Source organism: Amycolatopsis ponsaeliensis (assembly GCF_030182635.1).
Lineage (GTDB): Bacteria > Actinomycetota > Actinomycetes > Mycobacteriales > Pseudonocardiaceae > Amycolatopsis > Amycolatopsis ponsaeliensis.
Genome location: NZ_JAPZLD010000074.1, coordinates 16,859 through 34,701 on the forward strand (window position 1 = coordinate 16,859; position 17,843 = coordinate 34,701).

General features: G+C 71.0%; 13 protein-coding genes and 1 pseudogene. 9 read left to right on the forward strand and 5 right to left on the reverse strand.

Annotation, left to right across the window (positions count from 1 at the left end):
- The first annotated feature begins 34 nt into the window (after positions 1-34).
- The 5 genes from QQ657_RS52585 to QQ657_RS52605 all read left to right on the forward strand — a co-directional run bounded on the left by QQ657_RS52585 (position 35) and on the right by QQ657_RS52605 (position 6,128).
- Entirely contained in the window at positions 35-1,042 is a 1,008-nt protein-coding gene (locus tag QQ657_RS52585; protein WP_284750011.1) for a LacI family DNA-binding transcriptional regulator, read from the forward strand.
- Positions 1,043-1,321: 279 nt separating this feature from the next.
- Positions 1,322-2,698, forward strand: coding sequence for an ABC transporter substrate-binding protein (locus QQ657_RS52590; protein ID WP_284750012.1), 1,377 nt, complete (start codon positions 1,322-1,324; stop codon positions 2,696-2,698).
- Complete coding sequence (locus QQ657_RS52595) at positions 2,676-3,650, forward strand: carbohydrate ABC transporter permease (protein WP_284750013.1); 975 nt, start codon at positions 2,676-2,678, stop codon at positions 3,648-3,650. Before QQ657_RS52590 ends, QQ657_RS52595 begins: the two co-directional genes overlap by 23 nt.
- On the forward strand, positions 3,647-4,516 hold the full coding sequence (locus QQ657_RS52600; protein WP_284750014.1) for a carbohydrate ABC transporter permease: 870 nt from the start codon (positions 3,647-3,649) through the stop codon (positions 4,514-4,516). Before QQ657_RS52595 ends, QQ657_RS52600 begins: the two co-directional genes overlap by 4 nt.
- A 34-nt stretch (positions 4,517-4,550) precedes the next feature.
- Entirely contained in the window at positions 4,551-6,128 is a 1,578-nt protein-coding gene (locus tag QQ657_RS52605) for a glycoside hydrolase family 13 protein (RefSeq protein WP_284750015.1), read from the forward strand.
- 65 nt (positions 6,129-6,193) lie between these two features.
- Here QQ657_RS52605 and QQ657_RS52610 read toward each other — a convergent pair whose 3' ends face one another.
- Positions 6,194-7,528: an LVIVD repeat-containing protein gene (locus tag QQ657_RS52610; protein WP_284750016.1), complete on the reverse strand. Its 1,335-nt coding sequence runs from the start codon at positions 7,526-7,528 to the stop codon at positions 6,194-6,196.
- A 96-nt stretch (positions 7,529-7,624) separates the two neighbouring features.
- Here QQ657_RS52610 and QQ657_RS52615 point away from each other — a divergent pair, with 96 nt between their 5' ends.
- Both QQ657_RS52615 and QQ657_RS52620 read left to right on the forward strand, forming a co-directional pair.
- Positions 7,625-9,067: a peptide ABC transporter substrate-binding protein gene (locus tag QQ657_RS52615; protein ID WP_284750017.1), complete on the forward strand. Its 1,443-nt coding sequence runs from the start codon at positions 7,625-7,627 to the stop codon at positions 9,065-9,067.
- Positions 9,064-9,645, forward strand: a complete 582-nt coding sequence (locus tag QQ657_RS52620; protein WP_284750018.1) for a nucleotidyltransferase domain-containing protein — start codon at positions 9,064-9,066, stop codon at positions 9,643-9,645. The genes QQ657_RS52615 and QQ657_RS52620 overlap by 4 nt, the downstream gene beginning before the upstream one ends.
- Here the strand turns inward: QQ657_RS52620 and QQ657_RS52625 are convergent.
- The gene (locus QQ657_RS52625) at positions 9,642-10,520 is read right to left on the reverse strand and encodes a LysR family transcriptional regulator (protein WP_284750019.1); all 879 of its coding nucleotides are present in this window, start codon (positions 10,518-10,520) and stop codon (positions 9,642-9,644) included. The two genes, QQ657_RS52620 and QQ657_RS52625, sit on opposite strands and share 4 nt — an antisense overlap.
- A 71-nt stretch (positions 10,521-10,591) precedes the next feature.
- Here QQ657_RS52625 and QQ657_RS52630 point away from each other — a divergent pair, with 71 nt between their 5' ends.
- Complete coding sequence (locus tag QQ657_RS52630) at positions 10,592-11,596, forward strand: SDR family oxidoreductase (protein WP_284750020.1); 1,005 nt, start codon at positions 10,592-10,594, stop codon at positions 11,594-11,596.
- On the opposite strand, the gene QQ657_RS52635 is transcribed toward QQ657_RS52630, so the two are convergent.
- The gene (locus tag QQ657_RS52635; protein WP_434056868.1) at positions 11,593-14,784 is read right to left on the reverse strand and encodes an arabinosyltransferase domain-containing protein; all 3,192 of its coding nucleotides are present in this window, start codon (positions 14,782-14,784) and stop codon (positions 11,593-11,595) included. The genes QQ657_RS52630 and QQ657_RS52635 overlap by 4 nt on opposite strands.
- Positions 14,785-14,901: 117 nt before the next feature.
- Entirely contained in the window at positions 14,902-15,636 is a 735-nt protein-coding gene (locus QQ657_RS52640; protein WP_284750021.1) for an SDR family oxidoreductase, read from the reverse strand.
- A gap of 21 nt (positions 15,637-15,657) precedes the next feature.
- Here QQ657_RS52640 and QQ657_RS52645 point away from each other — a divergent pair, with 21 nt between their 5' ends.
- On the forward strand, positions 15,658-16,287 hold the full coding sequence (locus tag QQ657_RS52645; RefSeq protein WP_284750022.1) for a class I SAM-dependent methyltransferase: 630 nt from the start codon (positions 15,658-15,660) through the stop codon (positions 16,285-16,287).
- A gap of 45 nt (positions 16,288-16,332) precedes the next feature.
- On the opposite strand, the pseudogene QQ657_RS52650 reads toward QQ657_RS52645, so the two are convergent.
- Positions 16,333-17,727: pseudogene (locus QQ657_RS52650) on the reverse strand (S8 family serine peptidase); the annotation flags it as partial.
- Positions 17,728-17,843: the final 116 nt, after the last annotated feature.

Below are 17,843 nucleotides of genomic sequence, written 5' to 3' on the forward strand. Positions count from 1 at the left end.
TGCTTTTGCGCCCGGTTGCTGTAAAGTTTCACTCATGACGCGTCGTCTTGCCGAAGTCGCCCGCCAGGTCGGGGTCAGCGAAGCCACGGTCAGCCGGGTGCTCAACGGCCGCTCCGGGGTGTCCGCCAGCACCCGCGCCGCCGTGCTCACCGCGCTGGACGTGATGGGCTACGAACGCCCCACCCAGCTGCGCGGCGAGCGGGCCCGCCTGGTCGGGCTGGTGCTGCCGGAGCTGCAGAACCCCATCTTCCCCGCGCTGGCCGAGATCATGGGCAACGCCCTCGCGCAGCAGGGTTTCACGCCGGTGCTGTGCACGCGGACCGCGGGCGGGGTGTCGGAGGCGGAGTACGTCGAGCTGCTCCTGCAGCAGCAGGTGTCCGGCGTGGTGTTCGCCGGCGGGCTGTTCGCCCAGGCGGACGCGGTGCACACGCACTACCACCACCTCGTGGAGCGCCGGCTCCCGACGGTGCTGATCAACGCGGCGGTCGACCACCTCGGGCTCCCCCAGGTCTCGTGCGACGACGCGGTGGCCGTCGAGCAGGTCGTCGGGCACCTGAGCTCACTCGGGCACGAGAAGATCGGGCTGGTCCTGGGGCCGTCGGACCACGTGCCGTCCCAGCGCAAGCTCGAGGCGTTCCAGTCATACGCGGCGAAGCTCGGGTTGCCGGTGCTGGACGAGCTGGTGGAACACGGGATGTTTTCGATCGAGGGCGGCCACGCGGCGGCGGCGAGGCTGTACCCCCGCGGCGCGACGGCGGTGCTGTGCGCGAGCGACCTGCTGGCGCTGGGAGCGATCCGCGCGGCGCGTCGGCAGGGGTTGTCGGTGCCGGAGGACATTTCGGTGGTCGGCTACGACGACTCGGCCCTGATGAACTGCACCGACCCGCCGCTGACGACCACCCGCCAGCCGATCGAGGCGATGGGGCGGGCGGTGGTGGAGCTACTGGTGAAGCGGATCAACGGCGGTGAGGTGGCGGCGGAGGAGCTGCTGTTCGCACCGGAGCTGGTGGTGCGCGGCTCCACGGCCCGCCGCACGGCGTAGGTCTCACCCCCAAGGGGGGGGGGGGGGGGGGGGGGGGGGGGGGGGGGGGGGGGGGCGGGCCCCCCGGCCCCGCCCCCGGGGGTGGGCCCCCCCCCCCCGGGGGGCGGGGGGGCGAGCCGTCGCGCCTTTTCGTATGCCCAGGTCGGCCAGCGCGGCGAGCCGCCTCGCGGCCTGTTCGTAACTTGCAACTTCTCGTCGCCTTATTGCGTCGATCTGCTCTCACACTTTAGAGTGACCGCAATCACGTGACAGCCGTCGCGACCCGAGAAGAGGCTTGAGATGAGCAGTCCCTGGTCCCGAACCGTGCCCCGCCGGATCTTCTGCATGCTGGCCGCAGGTGGCCTCGCACTGGGGGTGGCCGCCTGCGGTAGCGACTCCGGCACGGAGACCGCGGGGGGCAAGGTCAAGATCACGGTCACCGGGCAGCCGCCGACCAGCCAGCCGTTCGAGCGCAGCGTGTTCGACGCCGACGTCAAGGAGTTCGAGGCTTCCCACCCGAACATCGACATCGACCCGCACGAAGGCTTCATGGACCCGAAGACCTTCTCCGCGAAGCTCGCCGGCGGGCAGCTCGAGGACGTCTACTACGTCTACTTCACCGACCCCGCGCAGATCATCGCGCGCCGTCAAGCCGCCGATATCACGGAAGCCGCGAAGAGCGTTCCGCACATCAACGACATCAAGCCGGAACTCCTCGACAACTTCCGTGACGCGAACGGCAAGCTCTACGGCCTGCCGACGATGAACTACACGATGGGCCTGGTCTACAGCCGCCCGCTGTTCCAGAAGGCCGGGCTCGACCCCGACAAGCCGCCGACCACCTGGGACGAGGTCCGCGAAGACGCGAAGAAGATCTCCGCGCTGGGCAACGGCGTCGTCGGGTACGCCGACTACAGCAAGAACAACCAGGGCGGCTGGCACATGACCGGCTGGCTCTACTCGATGGGCGGCGACATCGCCCGCAAGGACGGCGACAAGTGGGTTGCCGACTTCAACAACGAAAAGGGCAAGCAGGCCCTCCAGTACCTGCACGACATGCGCTGGACCGACAATTCGATGGGCGCCAAGCAGCTCCTCGAAGCCACGGACGTGCAACGCATGATGGGCGCCGGCCAGCTCGGCATGTACATGGCCGCCCCGGACAACGTTCCCGTGCTGGTCAAGCAGTTCAACGGCAAGTACGAGGACTACGGCATCGCCGGCATGCCCGGCGGCCAGGGCACGCTGCTCGGCGGCGAGGGCTACATGATCAACCCGAAGGCCTCGCCGGACAAGGTCAAGGCCGGCCTCGAGTGGATCCAGTGGAAGTACCTCAACCCGGACCGGTTCGAGAAGCACATCCAGCAGTACGTCGACGGCAAGCAGCCGGTCGGCCTGCCCGCCGAGCCGACCCCGGACGTCTGGACGGGCTCGGTGCGTGACCAGCAGCTGGCGCTGAAGGCCAAGTTCGCCAACGTCCCCGCGACGAACTACAAGTCCTATGTGGACACGACCAGCAAGATCAAGGGCAGCATCGAGCCGCCGAACGCGCAGCAGATCTACGCCGCGCTCGACAGCGTCATGCAGGCGGTGCTCACGGACCAGAACGCGAACATCGACCAGCAGCTGTCGTCGGCTTCGTCGAAGGTCAACAGTGTCCTCGCCCAGGTCAAGTAGCCTTCTCGCCTGGCCCGCGACGTCTTCGTCGCGGGCCAGGCGGCCGGTCGCCTCCCCGGAGGAACGCCGCCGGACCCGGATCAGGCGCAAGCTCAAGGAAAACCTCACCGCGTACGGCCTGCTCTGCGCCGCGCTCCTGGTGTTCGCGATGTTCTCCTGGTACCCGATCGTCCGCGGCGTCCTCCTGAGCTTCCAGCAGGTCGACTTCGTCAACGCGCCGACGTGGGTCGGGTTCGACAACTTCGAGCGGCTCTTCGCCGACCCGCTGTTCGGCGTCGCCTGGCGCAACACGCTGCTGTTCACCGGGCTGGCGCTGGTCTTCGGCTTCGCCGTCCCGTTCCTCACGGCCGTGCTGCTCAACGAGATCCGGCACGCGAAGGCGTTCTTCCGGCTCGCCGTCTACCTGCCGGTGATGCTGCCCCCGGTCGTGACGGCGCTGATGTGGAAGTGGTTCTACGACCCGGGTCCCGGCCTGTTCAACTCCGCGCTCGGCGCGGTCGGCCTGCCCGGCGGCCAGTGGCTCGACTCCTCCACGACGGCGATGCTGTCGCTGGTGTTCGTCTCGACGTGGGCCAACATGGGCAGCACCACGCTGATCTACCTGGCCGCGCTCGGCACGATCCCCGGCGAGCTGTACGAAGCCGCCGAGCTCGACGGCGCCGGGCTGTGGAAACGCCTGCGGCACGTGACGTTCCCGCAGACGCGGTTCGTGCTGCTGGTGCTCCTGCTGCTGCAGATCGTCGCGACGATGCAGGTGTTCACCGAGCCGTACGTGATGACCGGCGGCGGCCCGGACGACTCGACGGTCACCGTGCTGCTCCTGCTCTACCGCTACGCCTTCGTCTACAACGACTTCGGCTCGGCGAGCGCGATGAGCCTGCTGCTGTTCGTGGCGCTGGGCGTGTTCTCGGCGTGGTACGTCCGGCTGACGCGGAAGGCGGACCAGTCATGAGAACCCTCGTCTCGCCCGGCGCGCTGCGCAGCCCGCGCGGCAAGGTCGTCTACGGCGTCGTCTTCGCGTGCACGCTCGCGGTGTTCCTGCTGGCGTTCATGTTCCCGCTGTACTGGGTCATCACCGGCGCGATGAAGTCCCCGCAGGAGCTGGCGCAGACGCCGGCGACGCTCGTCCCGCGCGAGTGGCACCCGGAGACGTTCGGCGACGCGTGGAACCAGCTGAGCCTGGGCAAGTACTTCCTCAACACGCTCGTCGTCGCCGGCGGCGCGTGGCTGGCGCAGCTGGCCATCGACGTCCCGGCCGCGTTCGCGCTGTCGAAGCTGCGGCCGAAGTTCGGCAACGTCGTGCTCGGGCTCATGCTGGCGACGCTGATGCTGCCGGCCACGGCCCTGCTCGTGCCGACCTACGTGACGGTGACGGACCTGCCGCTGCTGCACCTCAACCTGATCAACTCGCCGACCGCGGTCTGGCTCCCGGCGGCGGCCAACGCGTTCAACATCTACCTGCTGAAGCGGTTCTTCGACCAGATCCCGGACGAGCTGATCGAAGCGGCGCGGATCGACGGCGCCGGGCCGGTGCGCACGCTCTGGCGGATCATCCTGCCGATCTCGCGGCCGATCCTGGCCGTGGTGTCGATCCTCGCGGTGGTCACCGCGTGGAAGGACTTCATCTGGCCGCTGCTGGTGTTCCCGGACACCGAAAAGCAGACGCTCTCGGTGATGCTGCAGCGGGTGGCGATCGACATGCCGCTCAACGTGCTCGTCGCCGGGATGGTGCTGGCCAGCCTGCCGATGGTGGCGCTGTTCCTGGCCTTCCAACGGCAGATCCTCGCCGGGCTGACCGCCGGCAGCATCAAGGGCTGAGCCGGGTTTTCACGACGACTAGGAGGGCACTTTCGTGACCGACAAGACCGGCTGGTGGCGGAGCGCGGCGATCTACCAGGTCTACATCCGCAGCTTCGCGGACGGCAACGGCGACGGCGTCGGCGACCTCGCCGGCGTCCGGGCCCGGCTGGACCACCTGGCCGACCTGGGGATCGACGCGATCTGGTTCACCCCGTGGTACCCGTCGCCGATGGACGACGGCGGCTACGACGTCGCCGACTTCCGCGACATCGAGCCGCTCTTCGGCACGCTCGCCGAGGCGGAGGACCTGATCGCCGAGGCGCACGCCCGCGGCATCCGGGTGATCATCGACATCGTGCCCAACCACTGCTCCGACGAGCACCGGTGGTTCCAGGCCGCGCTCGAGGCGGGCCCGGGATCGCCGGAGCGGCAACGGTTCTGGTTCCGGCCCGGCCGCGGCCCGGACGGGGCCGAGCCGCCGAACAACTGGAAGTCCCGCTTCGGCGGGTCCGCGTGGACGCGCGTGGGAGACGGCGAGTGGTACCTGCACCTCTACAGCTCGCGCCAACCCGACTTCAACTGGGACAACCCGGAGATCCGCACGGAGTTCGAGGACGTCCTGCGGTTCTGGTTCGACCGCGGGGTGGACGGCTTCCGCATCGACGTCGCCGACGGGCTCGTCAAGGACCCGCGGCTGCCCGACGTCGACGAGGGCGACGAGACGCCGTTCTCCGACATGGAGGGCCTGCACGAGATCTACCGGTCGTGGCGCAAGATCGCCGACAGCTACGCGGGCGAGCGCGTGCTGGTCGGCGAGATGTGGCTGCCGGACATGTCCCGCGCGGCGCGCTACCTGCGCCGCGACGAGCTGCACTCGGCGTTCAACTTCGACTTCCTGGTCTGCCCTTGGGAGGCTTCGCGCTTCCGGGACGTCATCACCCGGACGCTGCGGGCGCACGACGAGGTCGGTGCGCCGGCCGCGTGGGTGCTGTCGAACCACGACGTGACGCGGCACGTCACGCGCTACGGCCGGCAGGGCGACACGGGGTTCAGCTTCGCGAACCGGCTGCACGAGCTGCCGGTGGACCGGGAGCTGGGCACGCGGCGGGCCCGCGCGGCGGCGCTGCTGACGTTGGCGCTGCCCGGCGGTCTGTACGTCTACCAGGGCGAAGAGCTGGGGCTGTGGGAGGTCCTGGACATCGCGGACGAGCTGCGCCAGGACCCGGTGTGGGCCCGCACGAACGGCGCCGACCCCGGCCGCGACGGCTGCCGCGTGCCGATCCCGTGGTCGGGTGACGAGCCGCCGTTCGGCTTCGGCTCCGGCGACGCGTGGCTGCCGCAGCCCGAGGAATGGAAGGCGTACACGGCGGAAGTGGAGGCGGCGGACCCGTCGTCGATGCTGTCGCTCTACCGCGACGGCCTGCGGCTGCGGCGGGACCTGCCCACGGGCGAGCTGGAGTGGCTCTCCCTCGGCGAAGGAGTTCTGACGTTCCGGATCGGCTCCGGGTTCACGTTCGCGCTGAACTTCTCGGCGTCTCCGGTACCCCTGCCGGAGGGCGAGATCCTGCTGGCCAGCGGCCCGGCGGACGGCTCCCTTCCGACGGACACCGCGGTCTGGCTCCGCTCCTGAAAAGTGCCGTTAAGGCCACCTTACGGGCGTCTGACGCCCGTAAGGTGGCCTTAACGGCATGCGGCCTACTTGGTCAGCTGCAGGATGTCGATGCCGCGGGCGTTGTCGGCCACGTACACGTACTTGCCGTGCCAGTACGGCGCCCACGCGCTCGCGTCGCCCGGGCGGTAGTACGCGATCTGGCGCGGGTTCGTCGGATCGCTCACGTCGAGGAAACGCGTGCCCTGCGCGTAGAACGACTGCACCAGCACCTTGCCGCGGACGTCGAAGTAGTGCGCGGAACAGTCGTCCGATGCCGGGTCGCTGCCCTCCTGGCCGTTGACGCCCCATGTGCCGACGCTCTCCAGCCGGAAGGGCTGCGAAGGCGTCGAACGCCAGCCTTCGCCGTGGTAGGAGCCCTTCAGCGACGAAATCGTCAGGACGCCGTCGCCCGCGCAGCCGTCGACGAAGTTCTCCTCCGTCGCGTAGATCAGGTCCTGGCCGCGCCAGGCGCCGTCGCCGATGCGGTGGCCGGCCGGGTGGAAGCTGTTGTGCATGAACCGCGAGGGCGCCGCCGTCTCGGCGATGCCGCCGCCGGCGTACGGGATCGGCTCGTGCGCGGTCGCGCGGCGGACCTTGTTCGTCAGCGGGTCGCGGTGGATCCCGTTCGTCCAGTAGCCGCGCACGCCGCCGCGCCCGGACACCCAGGCCACGCCGTCTTCGTCGACCTGGACGTCGTGGACGTAGTCGGTCTTGCCGTCGTTGCGGGCCAGCTCGATCGGCTGCGGGTCGACCTTCGGGTGCCGCGGGTCGCGGATGTCGGTGACCCAGATCGGCCGCCCGCCCCATTCGGCCGGCTGGTCGGCGGCCTTCGACGGGCCGCCGGTCCACAGGTAGCGGCACCCGTCGACGCAGCTGGTGGTGTGCCCGGCGGGCGACTTCACGTAGCTGATGATCTTCGGCGCTTCGGGCTTCGCGACGTCGACGACGTAGATGCCGGACTCGCCGGTCTGCGTGGTGCCGCCGTACGCACGCGGGTCGCGGGAGAGGAACACCAGCTTGCGGTCCTGGTCGACCTCGGTGTCCTCGGTCTCCCACAGCCCCGGCAGGCTGACTTGCCCGACCAGCTTCGGCGCGGCCGGGTTCTTGGTCAGGTCGTAGACCTTCAGCCCGAACTCACCGGACACGACCATGACGTCGCGGCGGCGGTAGTCGAGGAAGTTGACCGAGATGGCGCCGGCGGCGTCGGGCACGTTGCCGACGGCCTTGACGTTCTTGATCGCCCCCGGATCGCCGAGGGTGCGGGCGGCCGGAGCAGCGGGTTTGTCGTCTTCGCCGCAGGCGGCGGCCGGGAGCCCGGTCGCGACCAGCGTGGCGCTGACGGTGACGGCGGCGAAGCACGACCGGAGCCAGGTGCGCACGAAACCTCCCAGAACGCGTGATCCCGGGGAACGGTACGACGGAGATCAACCGGACACAAGCGCCTTTGGTTGGCGTCTGACTGGTAGGACTGGCCCATGCGCTTGCTCGTCCTGCTCACCGTCGTGGCCCTCGCGGTCACGGGCTGTTCCGATCCCGGCCCGGCCCGTCCCGGCGTCCTGTCCGCGGGCATCCGCGAGCCCGCGACGCTGCTGCCGGCCGACGTCACCGACCAGGCGGGCCGGCTGGTGACCGGCGCGCTGTGGACCCCGCTCGCCGACTACGACGCCGCGACCGGGAAGCTCACGCCGCGCGCGGCCGAGTCGATCGAAAGCACCGACCGGGTGCACTGGACGGTCAAGCTGCGGCCGGCGACGTTCCACGACGGCACCCCGGTCACCGCTCAGTCTTATGTGGACACTTGGCAGGCGATCGCGGCTTCACGGTGGGCCGCCGCGCCGGTGTTGACGAAGCTGGTGCGCGCCCGCGAAATCCGGGCGTCCACTCCGGACACGATCACCCTGGTCCTGGATCGCCCGTCCGGCCAGGTGCCGGCCTTGCTCTCGGCACCGGGCCTGGTGCCGCTGCCCGCGTCGGTGCTCGCCTCCCGCGATTGGAAGGGCTTCGCCGCGGCACCGGTCGGGAACGGCCCGTACCGGCTCGACGGCGCGTGGCGGCCCGGCTCGGGCGGCACGCTGAAGCGCGTCGGTTCCGGGCAGGCTGAGGAGATCGAGCTGCGCGTCGGGGATCCGGCCGCCCAGTACGACGCGGTCAAGGCGGGCACGCTCGACCTGGCCACCGAGGTCCCCGGCGAGAAGCACGACGCCATGCACGGCGATTTCGGCGAGGACCACCACGCGACGTGGGCGTTGCCGCGCGCCGGCTACTTGGCGTTCCCGGTGGCGAACCCGCGGTTCGCCGACGCGACGGTCCGCCACGGTTTCGCCCTCGGCATCGACCGCGCGGCTCTCGAAGCCGGCCCGCTGGCCCACCAGGTCGACCCGGCGAAGGCGCTGCTGCCCCCGGCGGACGCACCCGGCGAGCGGTCGGGCACGTGCCGCCCGTGCAGCTTCGACGCGGCGGCCGGCAAGGCCCTGCTGCAGCAGGCGGCCTTTCCCGGTGGCGCGACCGTCTACTTCGGACCTTCGACCGAGGCTTGGACCCGGGCCTTGGTGGTCGGCCTGCACAAGTCCCTGGACGTTTCGGTGACGGCCCAGGCTTCGCCAGGCGCTGCCGACGGACCCTCCACACTGGACGTTTCGCTGGCCACCGCGAGCCCGTACGAGCTGCTGTCGGCGCTGGCGTCGGAGTCGGGCTACACCGACGAGGTGTTCCGCCAGAACCTCGCGCTCGCGGACGCGGCGGCGACCCCGGAGGAGGCGGGCGAGCTGTACCGGCTGGCGGAGAACCAGCTGCTGCGCGACCTCCCGGTGGCCCCGCTGTGGTCCGGCCACGGCCACGCGGTCTGGTCGTCGCGGGTGCACGACGTCCTGACAACCCCGTTCACCGGCCCGGTGCTGGCGGGAATCGGGGTCTCGTGACCTGGGACCCGGCGCCACTGTCCGAAGTGGCCTCGCTCTTCTCGGCGGCCGCGGTCCCGTGGTGGGTCGCCGGCGGGTATGCGATCGAACTCGCGGTGGGGCGGGCGTTCCGCGACCACGCCGACGTCGACGTGCTGTTCCTGCGGCGTGACCAGCTCGCGGTCCAGGAGGCGCTGGCGTCCTGGGAGTGGTGGGCGGCGGACCCGCCGGGCACGCTCCGGCTGTGGCGGCGCGGCGAGGTGCTGCCGCCCGGCGTCGACGACGTCTGGTGCCGGCCGTCGGCGGCCGCGCCGTGGCGGATCCAGGTGATGCTCGACGAGACCGACGGCGACGAGTGGGTCTCCCGCCGCAACCCTGCCGTGCGCCGCGCGGTGGCCGGCCTCGGCGGCGTATCGGCGGGCGGGATCCCTTACCTGGCAACGGAAGTGCAGCTGTTCGCCAAGGCTCGCGGCACCCGGCCGAAGGACGAGCAGGACTTCGCCGCCGCACTGCCGGTCCTCGACGGCTCGCAGCGGCAGTGGCTCGCGGACGCGCTCCGGACGACGTTCGGCGAGCACCCCTGGCTCGACCGCCTCTAAACCGTGGCGTGCTCGACCAGGGTCTCGATGAACGCCGTGGTCAGCGGGTCCGGCGCGGCGCGGGTGTAGGCCGCCAGCGTCCGGCGGATCGGCACGCTCGGCCGCAGGACCCGCCCGTCGAAGCGGGCCGGGAGCACGTTCGCCGGGACCAGCGCCGGACCGAGGCCCGCCGCCGCCAGGATCGGGGCCGCCGCCGTCTGCTCGGTGCGGACCGCCGCGCGCGGGCGGAACCCCGCCGCCGCGCACGCCGCGTCGACCAGCTCGGCCAGTCCGTTGCCCGGCGCGTAGTGCACCCACGCGCAGTCCGCGAGCGTCGCCAGGTCGACCTCACCGGACGCGTCGTCCTCCGACGCTCCGTCGGCGGGCAGCACGACCACGAACTCCTCGACGCCGAGCTCTTGTACCGGCCCCGGCCAAGGTAGCGGCAGCGGACCGAGCGCGACGTCGGCCTCGCCCGCCGTCATCGCCTCCCGCAGCTCGTCGGCGTGCCGGTACTCGATCAGCCGGACGTCGACGCCGGGCCGGTCGCGCCGCCACACGCGCAACGCCGGCGGCAGCACGCCGAGACTCATCGAGTAGACCGTCGCGACCTGCAGCTCCCCCGCCGTCGTACCGGACGCGAGCCGGGCGGCGCAGCGTGCGCGTTCGGCGTCGGCCAGCGCCGCTCGCGCGTGCGGGAGCATCGCCCGGCCCATCGGCGTGAGCCGCACCGTGCGGGGCAGCCGTTCCAGCAACGGCCCGCCGAGGCCCTGTTCGAGCGCTCGCATCTGGTGCGACAACGCGGGCTGCGTCACGTGGAGCTGCTCGGCCGCGCGCGTGAACGAGCCGGTGTCGACCACCGTGACCAGGTATTCGAGCTGCCGGAGACTCGTCATGATGAAAGCTTATCGCGGACGTGAAAACTAAGCCTTGGACTTATCGCGACCGCGTGACCAGCCTGGAAGACATGGAACGCAAGACAGCCCTGGTCGCCGGGGCGAACGGGATCATCGGCCGGAACCTCGTCGAGCACCTGCGGGCGGACGGGAGCTGGGACGTCATCGGCCTCTCCCGGCGCGGCGGGCTCGCCGTCGACCTGCTCGACGCGGCGGACACCCGCGCCAAGGTCGGGGCCCTGACCGGCGTGACGCACCTCTTCTACGCGGCCTACCAGGACCGGCCGACCTGGGCCGAGCTGGTCCCGCCGAACCTGGCGATGCTGACGAACCTCGTCGACGCCGTGGACCCGGCCGCGCTCGAGCACGTCAGCCTGATGCAGGGGTACAAGGTCTACGGCGCGCACCTCGGCCCGTTCAAGACGCCGGCGCGCGAGACCGACGCCGGGCACATGCCGCCCGAGTTCAACGTCGACCAGCAGCAGTTCCTCGAGCGCCGCGCGGGGTCGTGGACGTGGTCGGCGATCCGGCCGTCGGTGGTCGGCGGTACGGCGCTGGGCAACCCGATGAACCTGGCCCTGGTGATCGCGGTGTACGCGTCGATTTCGAAGGAGCTCGGCCTGCCACTGCGGTTCCCGGGCAAGCCCGGCGCGTACGACAGCCTGCTGGAGATGGCGGACGCGGGCCTCCTGGCCGACGCGACGGTCTGGGCAACGGGCCAGGAAGGTGCGTTCAACATCGCGAACGGCGACCTGTTCCGCTGGAGCGAGCTGTGGCCGAAACTGGCGGCGTACTTCGGTTTGGAGGTCGCGCCGCCGCTGCGAATGTCCCTTGTGGACGTCATGGCCGACAAGGCTCCACTGTGGACCGCGCTCGCTGAGAAACACGGCCTGACAGCGTCCTATCAGGACGTATCGACCTCGTGGGCGTTCGGCGACTTCGTGTTCGGCTGGGACTACGACATGTTCGCCGACACGTCGAAGTCGCGCCGAGCGGGATTCCACACCTACGTCGAGACGGAGCAGATGTTCTACCGGCTCTTCGACGAGTTCCGGAAGGCGCGGGTGATCCCCTAGCGCGTGGCCGTGGACCCGTTCGGCTGCTGGGGTCCCGGCCCCGGCGACCACCAGCCCCACACGGTCCGCTCACCGTGCTCGACGTGGGGCGCCGCCCCCTCGGCGTACGGCTCGACGTGGATCAGCTGCCCCCACGACTGCCCCGGAGCCCCTTGCAGGTAGCTCGGCACCTCGGGCTCGTCGGCGACTTCCTCGAGCCAGCCGAGCGGACCGCCGTGGACGTTGTTCGCCCAGCCCGCTTCCGAAGCGAGCGGGTCCGCGGTGATCCGGTACTCCGGCACCTCGGAGATCCCGTCGTGCGACGCCACGGGGTTCATGCGCGGGTAGACGAACGCGGCGGGCCAGTCCATGTACACCGGTGCGTCGCCGACCCGCTGCGTCAGCGTGGTGAAGGTCGGGAACCGGGGCGCGGTCACCGCCACCCAGCCGTCGGAGGTCACGTCGTCGTCCTTCGCGACCACGCGGACCAGCGTGACCTCCTTCGGCAGGTCGCCGATCTGGACCCGCTCGTCGGCCCACTTGCCCGTGCTCGGCGGGTCGCCGCCGGGCTCCTGGTCCGCGCCCGTGGCGAGCACCTGATCGGACTTGGCGACCTTGACCCCCTCGGGGGTGTCCGTGCCGAACTCGAGCCGGACGCCCTCGGCCTTTCCGGCCTTGGCCGCCACGGAGACCGCGATCTGCGCGTTCGCCCGGCTGTCCGGCAGCCGGTACCAGCCGGTGCGCAGCCGGCCGGTCCGCTCGGCCGAGCCGTAGCTGCTCCACATCGGCAGCGCGCCGGTGGTGAACCCGTGTGGCGGGTCGTCCAGCGGGTCGTCGCCGGACTTCGGCGTGGCGTGGAACCCGGCCGAGGTGGGGCCGTTGTCCTGGTCGGCAGGCGGCAGTCCCGGGGTGGCCGGCCGCTTCGCGACCGCGGCGGTCGTCGCCGAAACCGGCTTGAGCGCGCTCGACGCCGGGTCCTTCTCGACCATCACGTGATCGGAGAGGTTGCCGCTGCCGGTGAACACCTGCCGCACGTTCGCCGCGCCGAGGCTGTAGCCGTTCCACTGCTTCTGGATCGCCTTGCCCATGCTGGCGAACTCGAACGCCACGACCACGCCGCAGACCACGACGAGCGACATCGAACCGAGCTTCAGCGCGCGCAGCCGCCGTTCCTGCGTGACCGGTGGCAGCAGCCCCGGCCGTTGCGCCTGCACGTTCTCCACGAACGCGATCACCGCCGCGACGGCCGCCGCGAGCAGCAGCACCGTCGACAGGGGAATGCCGTGGACGGACGGCGGCTTGTCGAACCACGGCACGCCGATGGCCGACACGAACCAGTAGGCGTTCGGCCCGGTCGCCGCGAGCGCGGCCACCACCAGCAGCCCGGCCGTGAACGCGGCCCGGTTGCGCCTCGACCGCAGCACCGCCGAACTCGTGGCGAGCGCGGTGAGCGCGGCCATCGCCGACCCGACCGCCGCGAACGCGCCGAAGTGGTGCGTCCACTTCGTCGGGGTCAGCGCCAGCAGCAGGAAGAACAGCGCGGTGGTACCGATCAGCCGCCGGGCCGGGCCCAGCGCGGCACCCTGGATCCGGCCGCGGCGCAGCAGCACGACCAGGCAGGTGCCGGTGCACAACACGAGCAGCAGGACCGGGAACCGCCGCGTCATCGACCCGTCGGCGTCGTCGGAGAACAGCAGTTCGTACCGCGAAAACTCGTTGTACCAGGGCTCGTTCGGCCCGACCTCGCCGCGCAGCCGGGTCGCCTCCAGCACCGTGGCGACCGTCTGGTCGGCGAACACGACCACGAGCACGATGAGCCCGGCCGCCGCGATCGGCGCGAGCACCGTGGCCCAGCCGGCTTCCCGCACCCGGGCCCGCAACAGCTGGAACAGCGGGCGCGCGGCGACCAGGAAGGGCGCCACGGCGATCAGCGCGGTCGGTGTCGCGGCGAGGGCGAACGCGGCGGAGAGCAGGCCGAGGCACAACGGCAGCAGGCGCCGGGTGACGAGCGCTCGTTCGACCGCGCACAGCGCGAGCAGCGAACCCAGCGCGGCCCACGGTTCGGGGCGCACGCCGTCGTTGAACGGCAGCCACCAGACGAGGAACACCATCGCCGCGGCCCAGCTCGCCGCCGGGCTCTGGCGGACCTGGGTACCCAGCCGCGGCATGACCTCGCGGCTGATCAGCATCCAGCAGAGGACACCGATGAGCAGCGACGGCAGCCGGATCCACGTCGGCACCGTGGAGACCGCCGCCATCAGCTCGTAGATGTGGTCGTTCCAGCCGAACGGTGCCTCGGCGACGCCGAACCAGCGGTGGTAGTTGGTCAGGTAGCCGGTCTGCTCCGCCACTCTGGCCATGGTCAGGATGTAGCCGTCGTCGGAGGTCACCGGACCGATGAACACCCAGGCCCCGAGCACCCCGAAGACCGTGAAGTCGCGTTTGGTGAGCTTCCACCAGCCGACCGGCGCCCAGCGGGGCGCCCGCCGGGCGCCGCCGCGGTCGAGCCGGTTCACGGCGATCAGGCAGCCGATCAGCGCCAGCACCCCGGCCAGGCCGACGCCGGTCTTGAGGCCGGTGGGGGCGGACTGGTAGCGGGTGTCCGGGACGATCGACACGCGCAGCCCGGCGATCGGATCGGTGGCCGAGGCGAGGTCGGTGTAGATCCCGACGACGCGCGGGCGCACGTCACCGCCCGCGTCGTAGACCGGAGTGCCGGCGACGGTCAGCGTGGTGCGGGTGGCCGTGGCGGAGAACCGGACGTCGCAGCCGGTCGCGGGCAGTGGCTGGTCGGCGACCTGCCGGCCCCGGTTGAACGCGGTCAGCACCCCCTTCTCGACCCGCAGGAACACCCCGGCACCATCCGCGGTGCGCGCGCCGGGAACGGTGGAGAACAGGGACGCACCGCCCGGTTTGCGGACGTCGAGCGCCCGGATCGCCGCGCATGGCAGGTCGGCCCGCAGGTCCTGCGCCCAGTAGCCGGTGAGCGGGGCGTTCACCGGGCGGGTGTCCCCGGCGACCGGCCAGGTGATCTCGGCGGTGTCCTGCACCACCGGCAGCAGGGGGTAGGCGATCGCGCAGGCCGCGGAGAGCACGCCGAGCACGACGACCAGCCGGCGCCACAGCACGGTTTCGGTGTCCGGACGTGCTTGCCCTCGGTCGGTCACCCGTTCGGGGACAACTGTTGGTTTTTCACCGACCGTCCACATCGAGCGGACGCTATCACGCTACCCGGATCCGGCTCGGGACCCCTCTCGCTTCCGTTGCTCTGCAACGAGTTTGTGAACAGAACGTTTCGAACTGTGGATGGCTCAAGGAATCCTCGGTCACCCGCGGCCGATGAACGGCATGGTCGTCGCCGTGACGGTCAGGAACTGGACGTTGGCGTCGAGCGGCAGGCCGGCCATGTACCGCACGGCGTCGGCGACGTGCCGGACGTCGAACGTCGGCTCGGCGAGGATCCGGCCGTCGGCCTGGGGAATGCCGGCGGCCATCCGCTCGGTCATCTCGGTGGCGGCGTTGCCGATGTCGATCTGCCCGCAGGCGACGTTCCACGCGCGGCCGTCGAGCGAGATCGCCCGGGTGAGGCCGGTGATCGCGTGCTTGGTCGCGGTGTAGGCGACGCTGGCCGGGCGCGGGGCGTGCGCGGAGATGGAGCCGTTGTTGACGATCCGGCCGCCGCGCGGGTCTTGGTCCTTCATCAGCCGCACGGCTTGCTGGGCGCAGAGGAACATGCCGGTGAGGTTGACGTCGACGGTCCGCTTCCAGTCCTCGACGGACAGATCGGCTACCGTCCCCGCGGCACCGATCCCGGCGTTGTTGACGAGCAGGTCGAGCCGCCCCCACCGCTCGCGGACAGTGGCGAACAACGCGGCGACGGAGTCTTCATCGGAGACGTCGGTGGGCACGACGAGCGCGCCTTCGTGGCTGCCGGCGGTTTCGGTGAGGGCTTCGGAGCGCCGTCCCGCGAGGGCGACGGACCAGCCGTCGTCGAGGAGGGCTTGCGCCACTGCCCGTCCGATGCCCGATCCGGCCCCGGTCACCACCGCCGTCTTCGCCATCACCCCTCCTACACTGCCCACATGGGTCTTCGCGAGCGCTTCCAGGCCGGTCTCGCCCGGCAACTCGGCCACCCTAGCGGCCTGCGCGGCCGCTTCGTCGGCTCTGCGCTCAACCGCAGGAACCGCGAAGCGGTGGTGAAAGCCGTCGCGGCGCTGGAGCTGTCGGGCGCCGAACGGGCCCTGGACATCGGCTTCGGCGGCGGCCTGGGCCTCGGCCTGCTGCTGCGGAAAGCCACCACCGTGCAGGGAGTGGAGATCTCGAAGACGATGCTCGACCGGGCGCGCGGGACCTTTCGCCGGGAGATCGCGGCGGGCAGGCTGGTCCTGAGCGAGGGGTCGATGACGGCGTTGCCCCTCGACGACGGTTCAGCCGACGCGATCGTCACGACGAACACGGTCTACTTCGTCGACGACCTCGCCGCGGCGTTCGCCGAGGTCGCCCGGGTGCTCGCGCCGGGCGGGCGGTTCGTGCTGGGCATCGGCGACCCCGAGCTGATGGGCCGCGCCCGGATGCTCACCGACAACGGCTTCCGCATCCGCCCGCTCGCCGAGATCGAAGCGACCCTGGACGCGGCGGGGCTGGCACTGTCGGGGCACGAGCGGTTCGCCCACAGCGGGCTCGGCTTCCACCTGCTGCTCACCGGGAAATGACGAAACGGGGGCCCGGCCAATGCCGGACCCCCGTTTCGCAGGTGCTTACTTGGCCGCCACACCCAGCGCGGCGAGCGCCGGGCCGGCCATGATCACGCCGTTGCCGGTCACCGTGTCGAACCCGGGCGTGCCCAGGTCGATCGCCGACGACACCAGCGCGCTGCGGATCTGGGCCGGGGTCGCCGTCGGCTTGCCCGACAGCAACAGCGCCGCGATCGCCGCCGCGTGCGGGGCCGCCGCCGACGTCCCGAAGAACGGCTGGAAGCCCGCCACCGACGTCGCCACGCCGTCGGCCGCCGTGATGTCCGGCTTGCTGCGGGTCGTGCCGCCGGTCGAGGACACGTTGCCCGGCGTGATCGCCGTGCCGTCCGCGTTGTAGAACAGGTGACGCTTGCCGTCGGAGGAGAAGCGCTCCCACTTGCTCGACGCGCTGAACAGGCCGGGGTACGGGCCCGCCGGATTGGCCGGGTCACCGGTCTCCAGCGGCCGCGTGAACGCCGGGCCGGCCGGGGCCGCCGCCACGCTGAACGCGTTCGCCGCCGACGAGTGGCCGTTCGTGACGCCGTTGGTGCTGAACGCCTTCAGCGAACCCGAAGCCACGAACCGGCCGCGGATCACGTTGAGCGCGATGAACCGGTCGGCACCGCTGTACTTGACCACCGCGACCTTGTAGCCGGAGCCGGTGGAGGGCACGCTCGCGATCTCGTACGGGTTCTGCGAGCCGGACTGGCCGTTCTCGCTCGAAGCCACGACGCTGCCCGAGGAGTTCAGGATGAACAGGTCGTAGTCGTTGGCGGACTTGCCCCACGGGTCGGACCAGAACAGCGTCACGGGCTTGCCGAGCGAGCCGGCCGAAAGCGCGTCGAAGTTCTGCGTCGTGCTGCTCGGGTCGAAGTCGTGCGGGGTGCCGGTGATGCCGCTGATCTTCGTCGAGGACGCGCGGAAGTCACCCTCGTAGTAGCCGCTGGTGCCGTCGGTCGCGTTGCCCGAGTTGCCGGCCGAGGAGAAGTACAGGACTCCCGCCGCGGTGACGTCGTTGACGGCCTGCGCGACCTGCGTGTCCTGGAACGGCGACTCGTCGAAGTAGGCGACGTCGTCGACGATGATCGTGCAGTGGCCGGTGGTGCGCAGCGCACGGATGTTCGCGGCGAAGCTGGCCTCGCTGGTGAACGCGGTCGCGAAGCCGAGCGCGGCGTTGGGCGCGAGGTCGTGGATGATCTCCAGCATCGCGGTGCCCTCGTCGCCGCTGCCCTTCTGGCCGGACAGGACGTCCACTGTGGGCAGTTCGCCTGCGGTCTGCGACTTGGCCAGCGAGTCGACGCCGTCGGAGAGCACGCAGACCTTGACGCCGGAACCGCTGACGCCGTAGGTGGTGCGGGCGGTGTCGGCGCCGTGCGCCTTGTCGCCTTCGGACACCTGGACCGCGGCGGCGGCCTGCGCGGCGGCCCTGCGTGTCAGGGTGAGTTGAGTCCACTGGTTCACAGCAACCCGGCCTGATGCAGGGCGAGATACGGATCAACTGAGATGACCCGCACGAGCATGTCCTCGCTGGTCGA

What these genes read in the sequence shown, in the direction of transcription:
- QQ657_RS52630 (WP_284750020.1), top strand. Translation starts at nt 10,592, where the DNA reads ATGGAACGCAAGACAGCCCTGGTCGCCGGGGCGAACGGGATCATCGGC.
- QQ657_RS52590 (WP_284750012.1), top strand. Translation starts at nt 1,322, where the DNA reads ATGAGCAGTCCCTGGTCCCGAACCGTGCCCCGCCGGATCTTCTGCATG.
- QQ657_RS52600 (WP_284750014.1), top strand. Translation starts at nt 3,647, where the DNA reads ATGAGAACCCTCGTCTCGCCCGGCGCGCTGCGCAGCCCGCGCGGCAAG.
- QQ657_RS52640 (WP_284750021.1), bottom strand. Translation starts at nt 15,636, where the DNA reads ATGGCGAAGACGGCGGTGGTGACCGGGGCCGGATCGGGCATCGGACGG.
- QQ657_RS52615 (WP_284750017.1), top strand. Translation starts at nt 7,625, where the DNA reads ATGCGCTTGCTCGTCCTGCTCACCGTCGTGGCCCTCGCGGTCACGGGC.
- QQ657_RS52585 (WP_284750011.1), top strand. Translation starts at nt 35, where the DNA reads ATGACGCGTCGTCTTGCCGAAGTCGCCCGCCAGGTCGGGGTCAGCGAA.
- QQ657_RS52625 (WP_284750019.1), bottom strand. Translation starts at nt 10,520, where the DNA reads ATGACGAGTCTCCGGCAGCTCGAATACCTGGTCACGGTGGTCGACACC.
- QQ657_RS52645 (WP_284750022.1), top strand. Translation starts at nt 15,658, where the DNA reads ATGGGTCTTCGCGAGCGCTTCCAGGCCGGTCTCGCCCGGCAACTCGGC.
- QQ657_RS52635 (WP_434056868.1), bottom strand. Translation starts at nt 14,784, where the DNA reads ATGTGGACGGTCGGTGAAAAACCAACAGTTGTCCCCGAACGGGTGACC.